The sequence below is a fragment of the Methylacidiphilum infernorum V4 genome (assembly GCF_000019665.1).
Taxonomy (GTDB): domain Bacteria; phylum Verrucomicrobiota; class Verrucomicrobiia; order Methylacidiphilales; family Methylacidiphilaceae; genus Methylacidiphilum; species Methylacidiphilum infernorum.
In genome coordinates this window covers 589887-611024 of record NC_010794.1, presented here as the reverse complement: position 1 = coordinate 611024, position 21138 = coordinate 589887, and the positions used below count along the sequence as shown (strand labels likewise).

22 protein-coding genes are annotated in these 21138 nt (G+C 47.5%); 14 read left to right on the top strand and 8 right to left on the bottom strand.

Features of this window, described 5'->3' with window-relative positions; genetic code table 11:
- Positions 1-47: 47 nt before the first annotated feature.
- Positions 48-932, top strand: a complete 885-nt coding sequence (locus MINF_RS02785) for a tetratricopeptide repeat protein (RefSeq protein ID WP_012462968.1) — start codon at positions 48-50, stop codon at positions 930-932.
- 4 nt (positions 933-936) lie between these two features.
- Here the strand turns inward: MINF_RS02785 and MINF_RS02780 are convergent, their stop codons facing one another.
- Both MINF_RS02780 and MINF_RS02775 read right to left on the bottom strand, forming a co-directional pair.
- Positions 937-1215 (bottom strand): hypothetical protein, encoded by a 279-nt coding sequence (locus MINF_RS02780; RefSeq protein WP_148205104.1) that lies wholly within the window; start codon positions 1213-1215, stop codon positions 937-939.
- A gap of 107 nt (positions 1216-1322) precedes the next feature.
- A complete protein-coding gene (locus MINF_RS02775; RefSeq protein WP_048810438.1) occupies positions 1323-1847 on the bottom strand; it encodes a DUF488 domain-containing protein in 525 nt (174 codons plus the stop codon).
- A gap of 29 nt (positions 1848-1876) precedes the next feature.
- Between MINF_RS02775 and MINF_RS02770 the strand changes: the two genes are divergently transcribed.
- The 5 genes from MINF_RS02770 to MINF_RS02750 all read left to right on the top strand — a co-directional run bounded on the left by MINF_RS02770 (position 1877) and on the right by MINF_RS02750 (position 8357).
- Entirely contained in the window at positions 1877-3025 is a 1149-nt protein-coding gene (locus MINF_RS02770) for a nucleoside hydrolase (protein ID WP_012462965.1), read from the top strand.
- A gap of 69 nt (positions 3026-3094) precedes the next feature.
- Complete coding sequence (locus tag MINF_RS02765; protein ID WP_148205103.1) at positions 3095-4408, top strand: FAD-dependent oxidoreductase; 1314 nt, start codon at positions 3095-3097, stop codon at positions 4406-4408.
- Positions 4401-5714, top strand: coding sequence for an NAD-dependent dihydropyrimidine dehydrogenase subunit PreA (gene preA / locus MINF_RS02760; RefSeq protein WP_079200410.1), 1314 nt, complete (start codon positions 4401-4403; stop codon positions 5712-5714). Before MINF_RS02765 ends, preA begins: the two co-directional genes overlap by 8 nt.
- Positions 5715-5720: 6 nt before the next feature.
- Positions 5721-7115 (top strand): dihydropyrimidinase, encoded by a 1395-nt coding sequence (gene hydA / locus MINF_RS02755; RefSeq protein WP_012462962.1) that lies wholly within the window; start codon positions 5721-5723, stop codon positions 7113-7115.
- Between the two features lie 3 nt (positions 7116-7118).
- A complete protein-coding gene (locus MINF_RS02750; RefSeq protein WP_012462961.1) occupies positions 7119-8357 on the top strand; it encodes a hydantoinase/carbamoylase family amidase in 1239 nt (412 codons plus the stop codon).
- Between the two features lie 46 nt (positions 8358-8403).
- Here the strand turns inward: MINF_RS02750 and MINF_RS02745 are convergent, their stop codons facing one another.
- Complete coding sequence (locus MINF_RS02745) at positions 8404-8976, bottom strand: energy transducer TonB (RefSeq protein ID WP_148205102.1); 573 nt, start codon at positions 8974-8976, stop codon at positions 8404-8406.
- 94 nt (positions 8977-9070) lie between these two features.
- Positions 9071-9280 carry a hypothetical protein gene (locus MINF_RS02740; protein ID WP_048810080.1) on the bottom strand — a complete coding sequence of 70 codons (210 nt, stop codon included), beginning with the start codon at positions 9278-9280 and terminating at the stop codon, positions 9071-9073.
- A 5-nt stretch (positions 9281-9285) separates the two neighbouring features.
- Between MINF_RS02740 and MINF_RS02735 the strand changes: the two genes are divergently transcribed.
- The 3 genes from MINF_RS02735 (at position 9286) to MINF_RS02725 (ending at position 11098) form a co-directional block, all read left to right on the top strand.
- Positions 9286-9690, top strand: coding sequence for a hypothetical protein (locus MINF_RS02735; RefSeq protein WP_048810079.1), 405 nt, complete (start codon positions 9286-9288; stop codon positions 9688-9690).
- 108 nt (positions 9691-9798) lie between these two features.
- Complete coding sequence (locus tag MINF_RS02730; RefSeq protein WP_048810078.1) at positions 9799-10110, top strand: hypothetical protein; 312 nt, start codon at positions 9799-9801, stop codon at positions 10108-10110.
- A 4-nt stretch (positions 10111-10114) separates the two neighbouring features.
- Positions 10115-11098 carry an alpha/beta hydrolase family protein gene (locus MINF_RS02725; RefSeq protein ID WP_187146961.1) on the top strand — a complete coding sequence of 328 codons (984 nt, stop codon included), beginning with the start codon at positions 10115-10117 and terminating at the stop codon, positions 11096-11098.
- A gap of 40 nt (positions 11099-11138) precedes the next feature.
- On the opposite strand, the gene MINF_RS02720 is transcribed toward MINF_RS02725, so the two are convergent.
- A complete protein-coding gene (locus MINF_RS02720; RefSeq protein WP_048810076.1) occupies positions 11139-12116 on the bottom strand; it encodes a CapA family protein in 978 nt (325 codons plus the stop codon).
- A gap of 342 nt (positions 12117-12458) precedes the next feature.
- Between MINF_RS02720 and MINF_RS02715 the strand changes: the two genes are divergently transcribed.
- From MINF_RS02715 to MINF_RS02695, 5 genes are all read left to right on the top strand, one after another.
- Positions 12459-13205 carry a sulfite exporter TauE/SafE family protein gene (locus MINF_RS02715; RefSeq protein WP_048810075.1) on the top strand — a complete coding sequence of 249 codons (747 nt, stop codon included), beginning with the start codon at positions 12459-12461 and terminating at the stop codon, positions 13203-13205.
- A 37-nt stretch (positions 13206-13242) separates the two neighbouring features.
- Positions 13243-14340 carry a DNA polymerase IV gene (gene dinB / locus MINF_RS02710; protein WP_012462956.1) on the top strand — a complete coding sequence of 366 codons (1098 nt, stop codon included), beginning with the start codon at positions 13243-13245 and terminating at the stop codon, positions 14338-14340.
- 313 nt (positions 14341-14653) lie between these two features.
- Positions 14654-14998: a hypothetical protein gene (locus MINF_RS02705; protein ID WP_012462954.1), complete on the top strand. Its 345-nt coding sequence runs from the start codon at positions 14654-14656 to the stop codon at positions 14996-14998.
- A gap of 70 nt (positions 14999-15068) precedes the next feature.
- Complete coding sequence (locus MINF_RS02700; RefSeq protein WP_012462953.1) at positions 15069-16484, top strand: alkaline phosphatase D family protein; 1416 nt, start codon at positions 15069-15071, stop codon at positions 16482-16484.
- A gap of 94 nt (positions 16485-16578) precedes the next feature.
- The gene (locus MINF_RS02695) at positions 16579-17196 is read left to right on the top strand and encodes an MIP/aquaporin family protein (protein WP_048810074.1); all 618 of its coding nucleotides are present in this window, start codon (positions 16579-16581) and stop codon (positions 17194-17196) included.
- Here the strand turns inward: MINF_RS02695 and MINF_RS02690 are convergent.
- The 3 genes from MINF_RS02690 to MINF_RS02675 all read right to left on the bottom strand — a co-directional run bounded on the left by MINF_RS02690 (position 17193) and on the right by MINF_RS02675 (position 21126).
- Complete coding sequence (locus tag MINF_RS02690) at positions 17193-17810, bottom strand: hypothetical protein (protein WP_012462951.1); 618 nt, start codon at positions 17808-17810, stop codon at positions 17193-17195. The genes MINF_RS02695 and MINF_RS02690 overlap by 4 nt on opposite strands.
- Positions 17807-19216, bottom strand: coding sequence for a selenium-binding protein SBP56-related protein (locus MINF_RS02685; protein ID WP_012462950.1), 1410 nt, complete (start codon positions 19214-19216; stop codon positions 17807-17809). The genes MINF_RS02690 and MINF_RS02685 overlap by 4 nt, the downstream gene beginning before the upstream one ends.
- Positions 19217-19710: 494 nt before the next feature.
- On the bottom strand, positions 19711-21126 hold the full coding sequence (locus tag MINF_RS02675) for a bifunctional 2-methylcitrate dehydratase/aconitate hydratase (RefSeq protein ID WP_012462947.1): 1416 nt from the start codon (positions 21124-21126) through the stop codon (positions 19711-19713).
- Positions 21127-21138 lie beyond the last annotated feature (12 nt).

Sequence of the window (21138 nt, the reverse complement as noted above, 5' to 3'; positions counted from 1 at the left end):
TTTTTTTCTTTACCTTTCCGGGCATTACAGAAGAATAACGGGAAGTCGTGAAAAGATCAGCTTCTGCGCTTGCTATTATTGTAAAGTTGATTTTATTTTTCATCCTTCCCAACGGATTCATAAAAGCCGCCAGCCAAAATGGGAGCCAGGGAAAGCTGCCTTTCAAAACCACCGAAAAAGAAAGGTTATCCTTGCCTGCCTCGGTAAGCCCAAGCCCGCTGAGAAAATCTGAGCTGTCTTTAATCGCCGCTCCAATCGAAGAACAAGAAAGAAGTTTTTTTGATCAAGCCCTACGCCTGGAAAAGAATAAGGATTGGAAAGGGCTGATCGGGCTTTCAAAAAATTGGAGCCGGGAATTTCCCCAAGAAGCGGCTCCCCATTTTTTCCTTGGCTTGGCTTACGAAAGCCTTGGCCGTTATCGCAAAGCCACCGGGGAATACAAGAAAGCCTTAAGGCTCAAAGAAGATTTCCCCAAGGCTTGGTGTAACCTGGGCAGCTGTTATGTTTATCTCAAGCGCTATTCAAAAGCTATCGAGGCTTTCAAAAGAGCTATAGAAGAATATCCTTCTTTTGCCAGGGCATGGTCAAACTTGGGCGGCTGTTATATTGAACTCGGAGACTATAGATCGGCTATCAATGCCCTGGAAAAAGCCATCAGCCTGAGGCCTGATCTACCGGAAGCATGGTGCAACCTGGGTAGCGCCTACGGGGAAATAAAAGAATACAAAAAGGCTATAGATTCTCTACAAAGGGCGACCAAAATCAAGGCCGATTACCTCGAAGCCTGGTATAATTTATCCAGGCTTTATGGACTCCTGCATAACCTCGAGAAAAAAACCGAAGCCGAAGGCAAAATTCAAGAAATAATCGCAAAACGCTTACGCTTGAGGGCCACCTTCCCAAAAGAAAAGCTGAACCACCCTGGGGAATAAAAGATTACCTTTTTGATGCCGGGGAATGGGATTTTGGGGAAAGCGTTTTTGATTTCAGGGATTTTTTTCTTTTTTTAGCCGGTCCATAGACCACTTCTTTTAATTCCCCTACAGTCACCTTGCCTTGAGGGACATATTGTTTTTCGATCAGTTCCTGTCCACCCTGGACCGGGAGTATCGTCAGCCGATATCCTTTCGGGGTTTTAACCAGGGTTGAAAACGAAAGCCCAGGGAACAAGAAAAACAGGAGGCAAACCACCCCAAGTATTGGCTTAAAGTGCATTGCAAGTAAAATACATACTTTTTTACGAAAATCGAGCAAAAGCTCGCTACGGCTCTCATTCCCCCCCAATTGAGTAAGAACTGCAAATTAAACGGCTATCCCAAGCTTTAATTCTTTTCTTGCCTGGGATAGATAAGCATTCCATTATAAAGCTTCGACCAGGGAGTCCGTTCATGTTTTTTTTCTTTTCCCTTGGGAAAGAGGTGGACGACTTCAATACCTTGGAGTACCAGGGCATCGGCTATGAGAAAACGGTGGCAGCGCCAGGGCAGGGTTTCAGCACACATAAGGGCTACGTTTTTATTTCTTGCCGTTTCAACGATCTGATTCAAGGCTCCGGAAAACTTTTCGGTTGCCATGTAATCGGCAAATCCCCTAAAACTTTCATTCTCCCACCCCCAATTCAATGAATCTTTCCGAGGATGTCTAAACCCTCCCGCCTCGGCTAAATGCCTATAACAGAGGGATTCTTTTTCAAGGGCCGCTTTCAGGTTTTCCTTGTTGAACTGCGGGTTATGCCGACTCCGGGGAACGGACCTCACGTCAAACAAGAAATCCACCCCGGCCGCTTTTAATTCCCCGACAAATTCCTCAATGGTTTTTGTTCCATGACCGATCGTTTTGATTATCATTTTACCAATAATAAACAAATTTTTGCTCAATGCTTTCCTATAACGCTATGCCCGGCAACTTGATTTTATGCCCGCTTGCCCAAAAAAGATCAAAGACTTTCCTTTTTGCCTTGTGGATAATGATTTTTTTTCTAGGTGGATTGAAAGGCAAGGAGCTTGTGATCATCGATCAAGATGGAGCCGGTCCCGGCGGCACCGATATGCAATCTTTGCTGTTGGCCCTCAAATTACCCCATATCGACATTATGGGCATCATTATTACAAGTGGGGATTGTTGGCGAGATGAAGGAATTTTACATGCCCTAAGGCTCCTGGAGATTGCCGAAAAACCGGCCGTCCCGGTCATACCCGGATCGGTTTATCCCCTTGTCAACTCACGCAGGGAAACGGAAATAAGGGAAAAACTCTTTGGCAAACTCTTCTACAAGGGAGCTTGGAACGCCCAATACAACGGGCGGTATAGCCATCCCCCCCTCTTTTACTACGAAGATCCTTTTCATCCCCCCGTTCCCATTGAAGGAATGCCTTCAGTACAAAAAACGGAAGCAGCCGCCGTGGATTTTCTTATCGACGCAGCAAGGAACCATCCCCATGAAATCACCCTTATTAGCCTAGGCCCGATGACCGATATAGCCTTGGCTTGCAAGCTTCACCCGGAGTTCCCCAAGCTTATTAAAAAACTTGTCTTTATGGGCGGGAGCTTGAACCCTGCGACCAACGATCCCGAATGGGCGGGGAATCCCCGGTTTGAATTTAACTTTTTCTGGGATCCCGAAGCAGCCCACATTGTCTTGACAAGTCCCTGGAATGACCTCGAAGGCTATCCCACCGATGCCGGGCTGGACACCGTGATGAACGATGAGCTTATCAAGGCCTTCGAAAAAGGAAAAGATGCCATCAGCCAATACCTAGTAAAATACGCCTGGAAAAATCAACCCCTGTGGGATGAAATCGCCGTGGCCTGCTGGGCAAACCCCTCTTTAATCGTTAAAAGAACCGATCTTTTCATCGACGTGGACATAGCGCATGGAGCAAGCTACGGAAACACGTTAAGCTGGCAGCCGGGATTTGAACCTACAGGAGCGGCAAAAAGAGCGGCAATCGTAAAAAAGATCGATTCGGCTCGGTTTTATCGCTATTTTATCGAAACGTTACAATCTCAAAGTCCACAAAAATGAATAGCCCCCGTTTTGGGCATGAAAAGGGCATGACTTATGCAGCCGGCTTTATTAACTTCTAGTGCGGAAATGGAAAACATAAAAGAAACGGTTTCTCCCCTTTGCCTTGCTGAAGCAGTATCAGAAGCCAGCCGTTGTCTTTATTGCTGGAATCCTCCCTGCGTTTCAAGTTGCCCGACGGGTATCGATATCCCCAAGTTTATCAAGCGGATTGAAACCGAAGATATCAGGGGGGCAGCCGAAGTGATATTGAAAGCAAACATCCTGGGGGGAACTTGCGGAAGGGTTTGCCCGGTAGAAGAACTTTGCGAGGGAAGCTGTGTTCTCCACGGCTTAGGGAAAAGCCCCGTTTCGATCGGCAAACTGCAACGCTTCGCCGTCGATCAAGTATGGATCCATCATCATCTTAAGCCAAAAGGCCCCCCTTCTCCCAAGCAAAGGGTTGCCGTTATCGGCTCAGGACCAGCGGGCCTCAGCTGTGCAGCTACCTTAGCCCAGAAAGGATTTGAAACAATCGTTTATGAAAAAAAAGAACTCCCCGGAGGTCTCTCTACTTACTGCATCCCCTCCTTTCGCGAACCCCTTGAAGTAGCCTTGCGGGAGGTAGAAGAAATAAAGAATCTAGGCGTTGTCGTTCACACAAAACAGGAACTGGGCAAAGATATTTTCCTGGAAGACTTGAGGAAGGAGTTCGGGGCCGTATTTCTTGCCCTAGGGTTAAGCGGTAGTCCACGGCTGGGGGTTGAGAATGAAGAATATTTTTTAGATGCCCTAGAGTTTCTCTCCCTCGCCAAGCTCAAGCCTTCTTCTATTTCCCCTTTCAAGAATATCGCGGTTATCGGACTGGGAAACACCGCTATAGACTGTGCCCTTGTAGCCAAAAAAATAGTCAACGCCGAAGTTTGCCTCATTTATAGAAAAAGGCTTGAAGAGTCGCCCGCTTATCCCAAGGAAAAAGAAAAGTTAATCAAAGAAAAGATCTCTATCCAAACCCAAACGGTTGTTGATGCGGCGGTTGTCGAAGCAAACCGGCTGATCGGCCTTCACTGCCGACCCCTGCCCACAGCCGGGGAACGGGAAGGACTAGGGAGAGAGCAGGACAAAAAGGAGCCCTTTTTCCTACCCGCCGATCTGGTCGTTCGCGCCACCGGCCAGCAAAAGCCGCTCTGGTTAAAGAAACTGAATATCCGGCTGGATGAAAAAGGATTCATCAAGGTCGACGACAAGTACGAAACTTCACTTCCAGGAGTATTTGCCGGTGGAGACTGTATCCGCAAAAACGGAATGTTTTCCACCGTGCATGCCGTGGAAGACGGCAAGAGGGCAGCCTTTTTTATCGCCCGATTTCTACTCCAAAAAAGGGTTTTGAGGAACTATGATTGATCTTTCCATTGAATTTGCAGGAATCCATAGCCCTAATCCTTTCTGGTTGGCTTCGGGGCCCCCGACTAACAGTGCAAGGCAAATCAACGAAGCTTTTGAAGCGGGCTTTGGGGGGGCTGTATGGAAAACGATCGGGGCAAAAGTGCTCAATGTATCGAACCGGTATGCGGTCTATAAAAAAGGGGACAGGATCTTGGGCATGAACAATCTGGAACTGATTTCCGATCGTCCCCTATCGGTCAATCTCAAGGAAATCCAAGAAGTCAAAAGGCTGTGGCCCAACCGCGCCCTCATCGTGTCCATGATGGAAGAATATGACCGCAAGAAATGGGAAGAATTGGCCCAAAAAATTGAAGGCAGCGGGGCCGACGGCATCGAACTGAACTTTGGATGTCCCCACGGGATGCCCGAAAGGGGAACGGGAAGCAAAATCGGCCAGGATCCTGCCCGTTGTGCCGAAGTCACTTCCTGGGTAAGAAGGGTCACCTCTTTGCCCCTTATCGTTAAACTGACCCCCAACGTCACCGATATTAGCTGCATAGCAAGGGCCGCCATTGCAGGCGGGGCATCGGCTCTAAGCTTGATCAACACCCTAGAATCCATCCTCGGAGTGGATATTGATACCTTCGAAGTCCTCCCCAGTATAGCGGGCAAAAGCAGCCACAGCGGTTATTCAGGAGAAGCGATCAAGCCTATCGCCCTTAATTTGACCGCAAAAGTCGCTTCAATGGAAGAGGTGCAAAAAAAAGGGTTGGCTATTTCCGCGATGGGAGGAATATCGAGCTGGAGAGATGGAGTGGAATTCTTGCTCCTTGGGGCCACTTCCCTACAACTCTGCACGTCGGTCATGCTCAAGGGATTCAGGATTGCCGAAGATTTGCTTTCGGGGCTCAAAAACTGGATGAGATCGAAAGGCTTCAGATCCATTGCGGAATTTAGAGGCAAATCTCTCTCGCACCTAGTCCCCTTTTCAAAGCTTGATCCTCTTTTTAAAGAAGTCGCCAAGATCAACCCCCAAAAGTGTATCCGCTGCCTTCTCTGTTATGTCGGCTGCCGAGATAGCGCCTACCAATGCATTGAGGTGGATAATAAGTTGGATCTCTTTTCTAACCCTGTAAATTATCCTCATGTGAGGGAAGCTGACTGCGTGGGCTGCTCTCTTTGCCGTCATCTTTGCCCGGTCGATTCCTGCATAGAAATGATCCCAGCTCAAGCCGAAGAAAACAGGCCCGCCGGGGAAAAAATCCCTACAAAAGAAGAATTGGCCGGAGAAGGGTTAGGAATGGGAAAAGAGGGGAGGAGATAAACGGTTATGGATGTTGTTTTCAAAAACGGCTCAATCGTTACCGGGGAAGGGATTTTCGAAGGAATGGATCTGGGAATTGAAAACGGCAAAATCGCAGCTCTAGGGAAAAATCTTGCGGGCCAAAAAATAATCGATGCTCAAGGCAAATACCTTATGCCTGGAGGAATCGATGTCCATACCCATCTTGACACTTCTTTTGGAGAGATGCACACGGCTGACGATTTTACTAGCGGGCAGCTCGGAGCCATTGCCGGAGGAACAACCTCCCACCTTAACTTCTGCTTTCCCGCCCCCGGTCAAAGCTTGATGGAGAGCTTAGCTTACTGGAAAAATAAAGTCCTTCCAGGGGCCTTGATCGACTATGGCTTCCACATGGTTATTCGGGAAGCAAACCATTTAAAAGAACTCTCCGGGCTTATCGAAAAGGGAGTAAGCAGTATAAAATGTTTTCTTGCCTACAAGGATAAGCTGCAAATCGATGAAGAACTTTTTTATAAAACGGTGGAAAAAGCAAGGGAGTTAGGGATTCTGACAATGGTGCACGCTGAAAACGGCACCCTGATTGATTACCGGGTAAGACAGGCCCTGGGCCGTAAAGAGCTTTTGCCGATATTTCATGCCCGAACTCGGCCACCGGAATTTGAAGCCCAGTCCATTCATTTTGCCGCCTCCGTGGCATCGGTTCTAAGAGCTCCTCTTTACATCGTTCATCTCAGCTCAAAAAAAGGCCTTGAAGAAATCCTGCGGGCAAAGAATGCGGGCATTCCCCTATGGACAGAAACCTGCCCGCAGTACCTCTTCTTTACCGAGGAAGATCTCCAAAGAAAGGGCCAAAGTCCCGGGCTTGAAGATTTTGAAGGGGCGAAATGGATCTGTTCTCCCCCTTTAAGGAAAGAAGAGGATAGGGAAGCTCTCTGGGATGGTCTTATTTCTGGAACAATCGATGTCGTTTCCACCGACCATTGTTCTTTTCATTTCCAAGGCCAAAAAACAAGAGGATGGGGAGATTTTTCCAAAATTCCCAATGGTGTTCCCGGAATCGAGGAACGGCTCCCTTTACTTTTTTATTACGGATGTATAAAAAGGAAGCTTCCTTTAGAACGTTTTGTGACTTTGAATTGCGAGTTTCCCGCAAGGCTTTTCGGCCTCGAGGGAAGAAAAGGGAAACTGGCCGTAGGTTATGATGCCGACATCCTCTTATGGAATCCCCAACTGAAGAAAACCTTTTCTGTCCGCTCCCATCACATTCGCTTGGACTACAATCTCTACGAAGGCTTTTACGTCGAGGGAGGGCCGGAGATGGTGATGCTCCGCGGTCAAATCCTCTATGCTCAAGGCCGATTTCTTGTTCAACCGGGAAGCGGTCAATTTCTTTTCCGCCATCCCCTAGATCCCCTTTAACCCATGAACCTAAACCCTAAAAGGACCATCGCCGCGCTTCGGGAACTGCAGGCTCTTACCGAGGATGAGAAAGGAGCCCAGAGGGTCGCTTTTAGCCCGCCTTGGATTAAAGCAAGAAACTGGTTTTTAAACCAGCTTCGAGATCTTCCCTGCCTGGTTCAAATGGACGAAGCGGCAAACCTATGGATTACATTCAAAGGCCAAAGCCAAAAGGAACTCTGGATCGGGGGACATCTCGATTCAGTTCCCGGCGGAGGTTGGCTAGATGGGGCTTTCGACCTGCTCGCCGGTTTAGAAGTCCTAAGAAATTATTGTTCTGCTTCTTCTCCTCCTCTGACCCTCTGCTTAGTGGACTGGGCCGATGAAGAAGGAACTCGATTCGGGAGAAGCTTATTTGGATCCAGTGCCGTATCGGGAAGTTTACAAGAAGAAGAGATCTTTTCTTTAAGAGATAGATCGGGGATTTTGCTTAGCGACGTTCTCAAGGATTACGGGCTCGATCCGGAAAAAGTTCTCGATGCCTCCAAGCGAAAGACTCATGCCGCTGCCTACTTGGAAGTGCACATAGAGCAGGGAGCCGTGCTTGAAAACCTCTCTCTTCCCCTGGGAGCGGTGATAGGAACGGCGGGTGTCGAAAGGCACCGGCTGGTTTTTACCGGGATGGCTAACCATAGCGGCTCTACCCCCATGGCCTTCAGGAAAGATGCCCTTGTAGGTGCTTCGCGACTCGTCCTTTTTCTACGCGAAGTAGCCAAAAGCCATAATGGGGTGGCCACGGCGGGATGTTGCGAGGTTGAACCTGGACTGCCCACGGCCATTCCCGGTAGCTGCAGGCTGACCGTGGATCTACGCCACCTCGACAAAACGAACCTTCAAAAGATGTGGAGAGAAACACTTCGCAAGGCGCAACTGATCGCCCGGGAAGAAGGATTGGCACTCGGCTGTGAAACCCTCCTCCAGGTTGATCCTGTTTCTTTTCATCCCCAACTTGTAGAACTCTGTAAAGAATCTATACTCGAAGTCTTTCCGGCCGTCCACACCATGGGGTCAGGTCCGCTTCATGATGGGACTGAAATAGCCAAAGCCGGAATACCCTCGGCCATGATGTTCGTCCAGAGCAAGGGAGGAATATCTCACAGCCCTAAAGAAGACTCTTCCATAGAACACCTGGAATTAGCCGTTATCGCCCTTGAAAAATGGGTGAAAAAAACGATCGATTGGATTCTTCGCAACAACCGGTAAGCAAACGGCAAAGTCTTTCCCCCCCTGGGCAAAAACCGTTATCTTGTTATTGATTTTGGGCAGAAATTGAAGGCTGTTTTTGCTGGTAATGCCTGAGGTGAAATCGGACCGGAATGATGACTTGGGATTCGACGGGGGTATTCCCCTGTCTTGCCGGATGGAGTCTCCATCTTTTGACGGCATTTAAAGCCATGTGGTCAAGTTCCGGATCCCCGGAAGATTTGTAAAGTCGGACGTTTATGACATGCCCCGTGGGCGAAACATGGGCTAAGACAAAGGATACCAAGGATTTTGAAGAGGGAGAATGAGGGTTAGCCCGTGATCTTGGGTTGAGCGAAGGAGAAAACCTAACACAGAGGATTTTCTTTCTTATAGTTTTATCGTTATCCCTCCGGGGAGAAAACTTCCATTGTTTTGCCGAGAACAAAGCGGTTTCATCCAGCTCGGGGTATCCCGAAGACTTGTAAAGAGTGGCCGATTTTACCCTGCCGTCAGGATAAATTTCAACCAGGATATATACCTTGCGATGTTCTCTTTTCCTATGAGTTGTCGATCGGTAGTTTCCGGGAGCAGCCGGATTTTCCCGTTTTGATCCTTTCTCCCTTGGAATGCCAGCCATGGCCGGTAAATAGGACAAGCCAAAGGAGAAAAGAAAACAAAGCAATAGGACTTGGAGGCAATGTTTCGTTTCCAATCGGGCTTGAAAAAAAGTTTTAAGGATGTGAAAAAACAAGATAGGGTTTTTCCTTTTTATTTTCAAGATCAATAGGTTGTTCATCTTTCCCAGGCTTCCATTCTATAGAGAAAATTTTTTTCTCCTCCATGAAAACCTTCTTTTTTGTTCTTATTCTCATGGCCGCTTCTTTTTCTTCATCCCCTAGGCTTTTTGCCCTGCCCTCTTCATCTCTCATTCCGCTGGACATTCTTTTTGAAGCGAACACGACGGCCCAAAGCCCAAAATCAGTCCCGATGGCCGGAAACTCGCCTTTCTTGTCCCGAAGAAGGAGTTCGCAATATCAAGGTTAAAAATTTAGCCGATAACAGCGAACTTATCCTTACCCATTTAAGAAAAAGAGGCATCAGACAGTTTTTCTGGCATCCCAACAGCGAGGCCATTTTCTTTCTCGAAGATCAAGGAGGAAATGAAAACTTTCATCTTTTCCAAGCCGATGTTAAAACCCGAAACGTTACCGACCTGACCCCTTTTAACAACACTAAAGTCCGCATCGTCGCCGTCGATCCGGCAAACAAGGAGTTTATGCTTTTGGGGATGAACAAACGCAATCCTAAGTTCTTCGACGTCTACAAGCTTTCCTTCTCTTCGGCACAATGAGAACTCCCTCAAGAAAATCCCGGAAACATTATAGCTTGGGCAGCCGACCGCGACTTTGAAATCCGTGCCGCCCAGGCTCTTCTCCCCAATGGGAAAGGGGAGATCAGGGTGAGAGCAAACAGCTCTTCACCCTGGCAATCTCTTGTAAGCTGGAACCTCGATGAAGACGAAGTCAGCATCGTAGACTTCAGTCCTGACGGCGGATCGCTGTGGCTTCTTTCGAGCATCGGATCCAATACAACGAGGCTGCTATCCATGGATCTCCAGTCAGCCCGGAAGAAAGTCCTTTGTGAAGAGCCCCGTTACGATGTTTCGGGGATTTTATCCAACCCCAAAACCTACGCCCTTGAAGCCGCTTCGATCATCAAGGATAAGACTTACCTGACATTTTTCGATCCTCAAACAAAAGGGCGCTTTTAATTCCTTGAAAAGATCCACCCGGGTACCGTTGGTGAGTAGAGACCATCAAGACAAGACATGGACTGTCCGATACTCTTCGGTCAGGGATCCGGGAAGTTATTACATCTATTATCCAGCGGAGAACAAGGCCCAGTTCCTCTTTTATTCCAACTCCAGGTTTGCAGCCTATAGCCCCTGTCCTCTAACACCGATATCCTTTAAAGCCCAAGATGGGTTGACTATCGAGGGATACTTGACTTTGCCCCAAGAAACTCCAAAAAACATTCCTTTTATCTTCTTTATTCACGGAGGTCCTTGGGCTAGGGACTACTGGGAGTTCAACCCCGCCGTCCCAATGCTTGCCAATCGAGGCTATGGGGTAATGCAGGTTAATTTTAGAGGATCAACCGGATATGGCAAGGATTTCCTTAACAAGGGCAACAAGCAGTGGGGTAAAAAGATGCTTGACGATATTCTTGATGCCAAAAAAGGGTTGGTCGATCAAAAATATGCCGATCCAGGAAGAGTAGCGATCATGGGTTTTAGCTATGGAGGGTATGCTACTTTAGTAGCCCTAGCTTTTGCCCCGGAGGAATTTGTTTGTGACATGACTGCGATTGTCCTTTCCAATCTTTTTACGCTCTATAATTCTTTTCCTCCCTACTGGGAACCGCTAAAAATCCTTTTGAAAAAGAGGCTTGGGGACCCGCAAATCTACCGGGAATACTTTAAAAGCATCTCCCCCCTTTTTTCAGCCGAAAACACAAGAGAACCCTTGCTCATTGGACAAGGTGAAAACGACATCCGCCTGACAAAAAAAGAAAGCGATCAAATCGTTGAAGCCTTAAGGGAAAAAGGACAACCCGTAGAATACCTCCTTTTTGCCGATCAAGGACACGATTTCCTGAACCCTGAAAATAGGATTCGATTCTTCGAAGGGGTAGATAGTTTTTTCAACCGCTATTTATCTAAAAAATCAGGACCTTCCTCCCTGGATAAACGCCTTTAAAAATGGACTCGGGGTGGAAAAGAATCGGCTGAACCAAGCCCTATACCTTGATCAAGCCATAGGCCTTTTCTTTTTCCCAGTGAACCGTCGTCCCCAAGGCTCGACACAAAGAAACCATTTTCTCTAGGATTTCCCGGGCTTCCCTGCCCTTGGCCTTTTGCGCCCGAAAATTGCTGATCACAACGGGGAAAAGCCGAACAGATACGATCTTTGCTTTCTCTATTCCCAGCAGGAAAACAAAACTCCAATCGTTTCGAAAATAAGGATCAACACTGTAATCATCGATGAAATCGCCACAGGAATAGAGAACTACCTTCCCATGGAAAACTTCTACAGCCCGAAAAACATGGGGGGAATGCCCATAGACTAGATCCGCGCCGTTTTCAATCAACCTGTGGGCGAAATCCAGGTGTTCGGAGGGCACTTCAAAACCCCAATTGGGGCCCCAATGAGCGGAAACGATGAGGAAATCCACCTGGGATTTCGTCTTTTGGACTAGTTTAAAAAGAAACTTTGCCCTCGGATCATTCGGTTCTATGGGAACGTAGTGGATACCCGGCTTGCTTTCCGAAGCTTCCCAGGAAGGTTCATTATCGCTAAAAGCAAGAAAACCGATCTTAAAACCATGGATATGATCAACGGCAGGCCGCCTACATTCCTCTCGATTCATTCCCGCCCCGCTGTGCAGGATCCCTAGAGCATCAAGACCATCCAGCATCTCCGCTAAAGCCTCTGTTCCCCAGTCAAGGACATGATTGTTGGCAAGCGAAACCGCCCTTATGCCCGCCTCTTTAAGCACTTCAATATTTTTCAGCTTTGAGCTGAAACGAAAAATCTTGGGAGGAAGATCTTCGGGTTGGTCAAGATCCGTCATGACACACTCCAAATTACACCCTTTCCAATCCGCACATCGAAAAAGAGGCAGAAGATCACCCCATGGATAAGAAAAGTCCGCCTTTTCTAACCATTCATCAACTTTTCTTCCCAGCATTACATCCCCCACCAGAATAATCCTCATCGGCACCCTTCAAAATATAAGAGCTTTACCATATCAGATCTAGGAAGCTTTCTTTTTTTTCGATATATTTTTAGAACCTAAAAAAAAAACGAAATGATCCCATTACAGAAGACCATGTCTAAATTCCCAAGCCCAACTTTGTTTCACCCATCCGGTGATGGCCCAAAGAGGTGGATTAAAATCTCTCATTTTCTTTCAGCCATTTTGAACAGAACCTTTTCTTACCCATCTAACTTAAAAACCGCTGTAAGCGAGTAGCTTAATCACTAGACCCGCCGAAAAGAATTGCTATGCAGGGGAAAATTAATAATCAATATACGCTATAGATATAGTAGAGAATTAATGAAATTTTACCTCATCGGTTTTGTTATAGCTTTTTTGATTGGACTGACGGGAGTGGGAGGGGGGACTATAACCGTTCCCCTGCTCATCATCCTGGGTATTGAACCGTCAATAGCGGTAGGGATTTCCCTAGGATTTTCGGCCCTGATCAAGATCCCCAGCTCCATAGTCTATTTTTTTAAAGGGCACATCGAAAAAAAAACCTTATTCTACCTTTCTATTGGAGGAATTCCAGGAGTTGTTTTAGGCTCCCTGCTTCTCGGTAACATCTATCGCCACAATCATCTTCGTTCTGTCATCCTTCTAATGATTGGCCTGACCATAGTCGTCTCCTCCTTGATCAATCTCTGGTACACTCTAAAGGATTATCGACCCACAACCAATAAGTACGCCCTTTTATTACCCCTATTTGCTTTTTTAATCGGCTTTGAAGTCGGGACTTTTTCTTCCGGAGCAGGCGCCCTGGGCACCCTGCTCCTCTTGAGCTTAACGACCCTAAGTCCAAGTGACGTGGTGGGAACGGATATCGCCTTTGGACTCATTTTGTCGATTATCGGTGGAGGCATTCATCTTTTCCAAGGGTTAAGCGATACCAATATTATTTTCAAAATGGTTGCCGGGGGAGTGTTTGGGGCGGTAAGCGGGGCTTATGCCTGCATGGTGTTTCCAAAGAAACCCGCCCGTATTTTTCTTCTCTTCTGGCTCATTTTCATCGGTTCGGTGCTCTTCATAAGATCTCTCCGCTAAAGGGGAAAAAACAGGGGGGGGAAGAAAGCCCCTTTTTGTGCTATCTTCAATTGTGGTTGTTATCAACGATCGGATCGATCTTCCCCAAGCGGAAATCCGGGATAAAAATGGCTTGTTTTTTTTCGTGGATCTCGATGCCTTTTATGTATCCGTAGAACGGCTCAGGCATCCCGAATACAGGGAAATGCCCATGGCAGTTTACACCGGAAGCCTAAATGGCAGAGGGGTCATCATGACCGCCTCTTACGAGGCAAGGAAATACGGAGTGAAGAGCGGGATGCCCATAAGGCAAGCGCTTTACCATTGTCCTGGAATCATGCTCGTTGCCGCCCATCCCTCCCTCTACGAAGAGTACTCCAATAGCGTGTACTCTCTTTTAAAAAGGTTTTCAGAAAGGATAGAAAGAGTCTCCATCGATGAAAACTGCCTGGTGGTGCCCTCATCGATCGATCCGGAGACAACGGCCACAGCCATCCAAGCGGCCATCGGGGCAAAGATCGGCCTACCCAGTTCCATCGGGGTAGGCAGCAATAAACTGATTGCCAAAATGGCCTGTGACCTGGCTAAACCCCAAGGCATCCGGGTTATTCCCCCTGGTTATGAAAAGGCTTTCCTAGCCCCTCTGCCTGTAGAAAAAATCCCCGGCGTTGGTCCCGCTACACTCAAGATATTCCATGCCATGGGCATAGTTACCATAGACGATCTATCCAAGGTCGACGAACAAACCCTGAGAGAAAAATTCGGCAAACGGGGCGCTTACTTTTACAACGCCGCGCAGGGCATAGACAAAAGTCCTTTACAGTTGGAAAGAACACCGCGTTCTCTGAGCCGAGAAATCACTTTCGATAGGGACATAAAAAACTTCTCCATCCTTCAAAGAGTGCTGGTCAGCTTGAGCCGGGATCTTGCCGATTCCCTCAGGAAAGAAAAGCTTGTTGCAAAAACGGTGTTTTTAAAACTAAGATACTCGGATTTTTCTACGAATTTAAGGCAATTTTCATTGTCCTCCCCTACGGATGATCCGACAGAGATCGCCACCTGTGGGCTTCTCTTGCTCAAAAGAAACATAAAAAAAGAAAAAGCTTTGAGGCTCATCGGCTTGGGGCTCCGCAACCTCACAGCCAAGACAGGTTAAAGCCCTTGAACGTATCCTCTTCTTTAAGCGGTTTGTCAAATCCTAAAATAAAGGCGATAAGCCCCTAGTCCCCGTTCAAGGTTGCCGCTTACAAAATTTTTGCAATTTTAAGCCCCGTATAGCCCAAGACCATGCTTCATCCTCAAGGGCTTCCTAGCCTTTTTTTGCAATGCATTTGATCAAAGGAACCTTTTATCCGGTCTTTCCACCAGGTTAAAAACTCCAAGGGAAAGAAAAGTCCCATTCCAACGGCTTATTTACCTTCGTTAACTTCTATGGTATTTTTACACAACAATCTAACCTCGAGGTCATTATGAAAAAATGGAAAAAAGCCCTTCTCATAGCCACCGGTGCTTGGGTTTGCGCTTTTTGCACGGCTGCAAAAGCCCAAACAGCACAACCCTCTACTCAAACCCAATCCCCTCAAAATCAGACTCAAGGGGCTATCTCTAGCACCGAGCAAACTAAAAAAGACACGACAAAAACAGCCAAAACGAAGATAAATAGGTCAAAAGCAACCGCCGCACGAGAAACAAAAAAAACAAAGAAAACCGCAAAAAAGGAGAAAAAAAAGTTCGGCCGTGAAGTAGAAAAGTCTTTTAAAGACGTTGGAGGAGAAATGGAAAAGGGATTGACGGGCAAAAGAACGATCAAATAACCCTTTATTTGCTCTATAATCCAAATAAAATCGTTTCCATCCCCGCCCTTTTTTTAAGTTTTTCCAAGAGATGAACTCTTTTATAAGACTGGGATCTTTCGTTTTTTTTATTTTTACTCTTTCTTTCTCCCTCCTTGGAGAAAAGACCGAAGGCAACTATTTCCCTTATGGGTTATCGAGCGGAGATCCTACGGCCGGTAGCGTTATTATTTGGAGCCGAATAGAAAGTTCCCTTCCTTCTGTGGAAGTCGATTACGAAGTCGCCCTTGATCCGGAATTCAAAAAAATAGTCAAAAAGGGCAGCCTTAAAACCTCCCCGGCAACTGACTACACTTTAAAAACGGATGTTCAAGGCCTTGAACCCGCCACCACCTATTATTACCGTTGGTCATGGAATGGGCATGCCAGTCCCACGGGCAGAACGAGAACTTTACCCCTGCAGGCTAAAAATTTTCGAATTGCCCTGGCCAGTTGTCAACACTATGGGGCTGGATTCTATAATGCTTACCGATTTATAGCGCAAGATAATCCCGACTGCATCCTCCACGTTGGCGACTGGATTTATGAATTTCCCGTCTACGGCACTTTCTGTGCAAGACCCGACCCCGTGGGAACGGCCGTTGACCTGGACTCTTACCGGGCAAAACACAGGCTTTACCGGACAGATCCCGATCTCCAGGAAGCCCTCAAAAACATTCCCCTTGTTGCCCTATGGGACGATCACGAGGTACAAAACGATTATGCGGGCAAGGCCCTATCCTTCTACAATCCTGATCGGATGAAAGCAGCCTACACCGCCTATTTTGAATACCTGCCCGTTAGAGAACAAAAAGAATGGAAGCTTTACCGTTCTTTAAAAGTGGGCAATCTTTTCGAACTCTTCCTGACCGACGGAAGGCAATACAGGGATGAAGACATTTGGCATCCTGCTATCCATCCTTCTTTAGAAGCCCTTCTCCAAGCAACGGCCTTGGGCCGATCCATGCTCGGCACCGAGCAAAGGAAATGGCTGATCGATTCATTGAAATCAAGCAACGCCCCTTGGAAATTTATCGCCAGTGGGGATATGATGATGGAAATTAAACGGGAGGGCAAACCCTTGAACTTGGATCAATGGGATGGATTTGACTGGGAAAGAAAGGAAATTCTTAGGTCCATCCGGGAAAACAAAGTTAAAAACGTTATCGTTTTGAGTGGTGACAGCCACATTTTCAGCTTTGGGAAGGTTCTGCTCGAAGGAGAACCGCTCGCTCTAGAAATCGGCACCGCCGGTATTTCTTCTCCTGCAGGAAAGATCGAAGGCAAAGAGGAACTGCTCAAGCAAAATCCCCATGTCCTTTTCACCGATACCGATCACCGCGGCTATGTCTTACTGGATATCGGTCCAGAAGGCATGGATATTTTCTTTTATGGAATGACTACCGTCTTAAGCAGAGAAGCCCAAAGGGTCCTTCTCAAGAAGATTCATATCCCTCGTTCCCTGTAAGGACCCAAGAATGTTTCGATGGGATAAAAAAAAAGAGGTTATGATAAGCTTTTGTTTGTAAAAATCTTGGTCCTTTTTTATTTTGCTCATTCCTATGAATAAATATCTTACGGAATTCATCGGGACTTTGTTTCTCGTTTTAACCATCGGCTGCACGGTGCTGGGCAACGGGGGTCTACCTCCATTAGCCATCGGTTCAGTCCTCATGGTGATGATCTTTGCCGGGGGACACATATCGGGAGGTCATTTCAATCCGGCCGTTACACTGGGGGTCTGGATCCGTGGCCGTTGTCCAACCCAAGATGTTTTACCTTACTTCATTTCTCAATCTACCGGGGCTCTTTGCGGGGCAGAGCTTGTCAAGCTTTTCAGGAAACCACCGCTCTCTCCCCTCTCAATAGATTACCTGCCGGCATTCATGGCCGAGCTTCTTTTTAGCTTTGCCCTGGTGTTTGTAGTCCTCAACGTGGCCACGGCCAAGGGGACGGCAGGGAATTCCTTCTACGGGCTTGCGATCGGTATGACCGTAATGGTGGGAGCTTTCGCCGTGGGAGATATTTCCGGGGCCGTATTTAACCCCGCCGTCGCCCTGGGGATTTCTCTTTTGGGTATCAGCGCTTTTAAAAACATCGGATTATATTTAGTAGCCGACTTCCTTGGTGGGGCCATCGCCGCTTGGGTTTTTAAAATCCTGGATCGGTCCGATCATTAAGCTAAAATCGTCCCTATTCCCGCTAAAAAAAGAGAAATGGCCCAGAGGATATCAAAATTGATCCATTTTCTATACAATAGGCCTAAAAGATCGGCCCGAAAGACCAGGGTGGCAAGGATGGATACCGTAAAAAAATACCCTATTGAATGGATCACCGAGGGATAGAAAAACAGCTTTAACGAATCCCATTGCACAGGCAGGGGAAGAAAAGATTTTCCGCAGAGAGACGATCCTGCCACCAGCATCAGCCCTGCTCCATGAGCGGAAGCCATAAGGAAAGACCAGCCAACCAGCTCAGCTAGGCCGACGTTCATCCCTACCCAACGGGGATGCCTTGCCCGAAAAAGCCAATAACCGCCAAAGCCAAAAAGGGCGGATACACAGAGTCCTTTGACCCAAAGCTGGGGTAGTGTCCTTCCCAACAGGATGAAGACGGCGCAAAGACAAAAGACGGACAAAAAATGGCCTACACCCAGGGCGATCACCGCCCTGCCGATCCAACGCAGGCTATTGTGTTGCAAAGCCAAGGCAACCGCAAAAAGCCAACCCATGGCAGGGTTCAGCCCGTGAAAAAAACCTAATCCCAAGTAATAACTCAAAGCTTCGATACTCATGGGAAACAGAAAGAATCGGTGGAGGAATCTCCTCCTTGGAGGCGGACTTGATGGGCCCTGAGTCCGGGAAACTCGACAAAGAAATCCTTTTCAAATTCAAAACTTGTTGGAGTCGAATGGATTTTCACCATCCAGCCCTCGATGCCGCCGGGATAAAATTGTTCATCCCATGCCCAGTAGAGGGAATTGGTCAGATAAATTCTCTTGCCATCGCGGCTGACTTCCACCATTTGAGGGCCTCCGCTTAAGGCTTTCCGCGGGTTTTTGGGATGAGGGAACCCAGAGACAATGCCTCCGATCTTAAGGCAACCCACAAGCTTGGGATTCCCAGGATCGTCTACCAGGTATTTTCGTAGTTCTCCCGTTCCCCAACAAGACACATAAAGGTAGCGATCGTCCAACGAAAGGTCGATGTCGGTGACCAAGGGAGGCACCTTGCCGAATGGTTGCAAGAGTGGAGGGAGCAGTTCCTTGCTTGCATCCAAGGCGGGAATTTCTATGACTTTTTTGATTTGCCAACCTTGCTTATCCTTGAACCACAACCAGACGGAGGAAGAAAGGTCTTTGCGGGATACGACGACTCCTAAAAATCCATAAGATTTCCTGGGGTCATGCGCAGGTCTGACCTCGAGAGCCATTTGGTAATCCTCACCCAGGTCAAGCTCCTGCAAGTGTCGGCGTTTTTTCAGATCCCATAAATGGAGCCTGTGTCCATACTTGCCCTCCATCAAAAGCGAACCGACGACTCCGTTTTCCACCATGGGAGGCGTTCCCCATTCACTGCTAAGGAGTATATCTTGGTTGATGTGCCACCAGAAGTCATAAGCATAGTACTGCGAACCTCGATCTATTTCCCACATACCCAAGGGATCAAAAGAAAAATGATCCAAAAGGAATATTCCTCCCGGACCTTCACCTTGATCGCTGCCCAAAGCACTCACATAGATCCCCTCGGGGCCGCAGTGAACGGTATGAGGCCGGGAATAGCCGGTGCGTTTTTTCAACACCTCCGGTTCAATAATTTTTACAATCTTCGGGGAGAAGGGATCGGGCTTGGTGTCGATGATGTAGATCCGGGAAGATCTCAATCCGGGAACGACAAGGTATCTCCTTTCCAGGTGGGGATGGGGTGATTGGGGACAAAGGGAACTACTGCAAGCATTCCATCCAAAATGATGCAGTTCATCTCCCGGATGAGGCATTTCCAGCCGGTTGACAACCTGGCCATAAGTTTTTGATTCGGGATCAAGATCGATTACCGCAAGAACATCTCCTCGAGCTCGACCATTTTCTTGTCCAGATAGGGCTAAAGGATTCAAGGCCACGACATAAGCAAGCTTTTCGGGGGGAGATTCCATGGCAATCCGTGCCGAGGGATAAAAAGTAGGATCAATAGTCCATTTCATAGGATATTTTCTTTTTTATTTAACTTTATATGAGCAATTATAGCTAAATATATTCCCCGATAAATAAAAACAGAACAAGTTATTCTCTTTTCTCCTTTTTATATGAGCTTGCTCAAGTTTATGGACAAACTGAAGGTGGCTTAAAAGGTTGAAGGAATCGACAAGACCTTTAGCCTGGATGAAGGAGTTTTGAAACGAAAAAAAACTTGAAGGTAGGAATGGAGAAGCTTTTTTTTAGGTGAGAAGAAAGTTTTATTCTTGCCCTTCAGGTGGGATTTTCGAGATCCTCGGATAGTCCCTATCCCTAGGTGACGATCATCCACCGATGAATCGATCAATCAGCTTCTTGCACTCCCCTTTTAAAACGGGGATCCACTCTCTTTTCTTTTTGTTGATTAGGCATGTCCGTCCGTAAAGAGAGCACGGACCAGCTTTTAATATGCCCACGGAAAATCTTTAGCCAGGGGGGGCCGCCAACCACCCCGCTTTTGAAACTACAGGAGGTCGGGTACAAAAAGAGAACACAGCTCCAAGGAACTTTGGGTAAAAAACTTCTCCTTTTTTGAATAAAGATCAAGGAGCTCTTTTTTCCTTTCTTCGGAAAAAAGCCCGTTTAAGGCATGTTCGATCTTCAGGGGTAAAACCTTTTGAAATTCCGCCCTTCTTCGAGGATGTCCCAAGGGAAAAAGGACCTCTTTTTTATCGGTTGAAGAACCGTCATCGAAAAAGACCTGTACGGCATTGGCGACGGCCATCTTTTCCGGGTCATAATAAGCCGCAGTGTAAGTCTTATCCTCCACCGTAACCATTTTTTTCCTCAGGTAATCAACACGGGGATCGGCGGCTACATCGTTTTCGTAAAGTTCTTGGGTAACTTTTCCAAACAGAAGGGCTAGGGCAACGATATATTCAAGGCAATGATCCCGATCAGCGGGATTATGCAAAGGACCCTGCTTATGAATAATCCGGATAGCCGGCAACTGGGTATGAATTTCTATGCGCTGTATCTTTTCAAGCTTGGGGAGCACTTCCTCTCGAAGCGCTAAAGCAGCCTCTATGGCGCTTTGAGCATGATACTCCGCCGGATAAGCTTTAAAGAGCACATTTTCCATGACATAATCAGAAAGGGGCCTGTCGAGAACAACTTGGGTCCCTCTCAAAAAGGCATCGGGGAAACCCCATTGGGGCTGCGACAGCACGTTGGGATAAGCCATTTCCCCCCTTTTGGCGATAAAAGCAAGCCATACCGCTCTGCGCACGGCGTCGGCCGCTGCCCAAGACTTCCTCCAACCCGTCACCGGGGCATGCCGGTATATCCTTAATGGAGCGCCATCGACAAAACTGTTCGTCAGGGCGCTCATCACCTCTTTTTCTCCTCCTCCAAGAATCGCCGAGGCTACGGCTGCCGACGCCACCCGTACAAAAACAACGTGATCGAGTCCAAACCGATTGAGGGAGTTCTTTAAAGAAAGCACCCCCTGGATCTCGTGGGCTTTAACCATCCACTGAAGAATGTTGAGCCCGCTTACCTTCTCCCCTTCCTTCTTTTCCCTATACTGGGCACAGGCAAGAATAGCGCCCAGGTTATCGGAGGGATGCCCCCATTCCTGGGCAAGCCAAGCATCATTGTAATCGAGCCAGCGCAGTCCGCAACTTATCGCAAAAGCGGCATCCAGCGGATTAGCCCGCAAAGTGCTGCCAGGGATAAGACAGCTAAAACTGTCCGAAGGCTCATCGAATAAAGGTTCCATGCGAAGCCGGCACTCTGCGGATTTCACTCCAAGAAAAAGGCAGGCTAGAGAATCCCAAAAGCAAAGATAAGCATTATCAATGGCATTGAGGCTAAATTCCCTGTTGCGGAGTACATAGCTGCATATTTCACTGAGAACCTCTTCCCCTTCCCTCTCCATACTTATTTATAG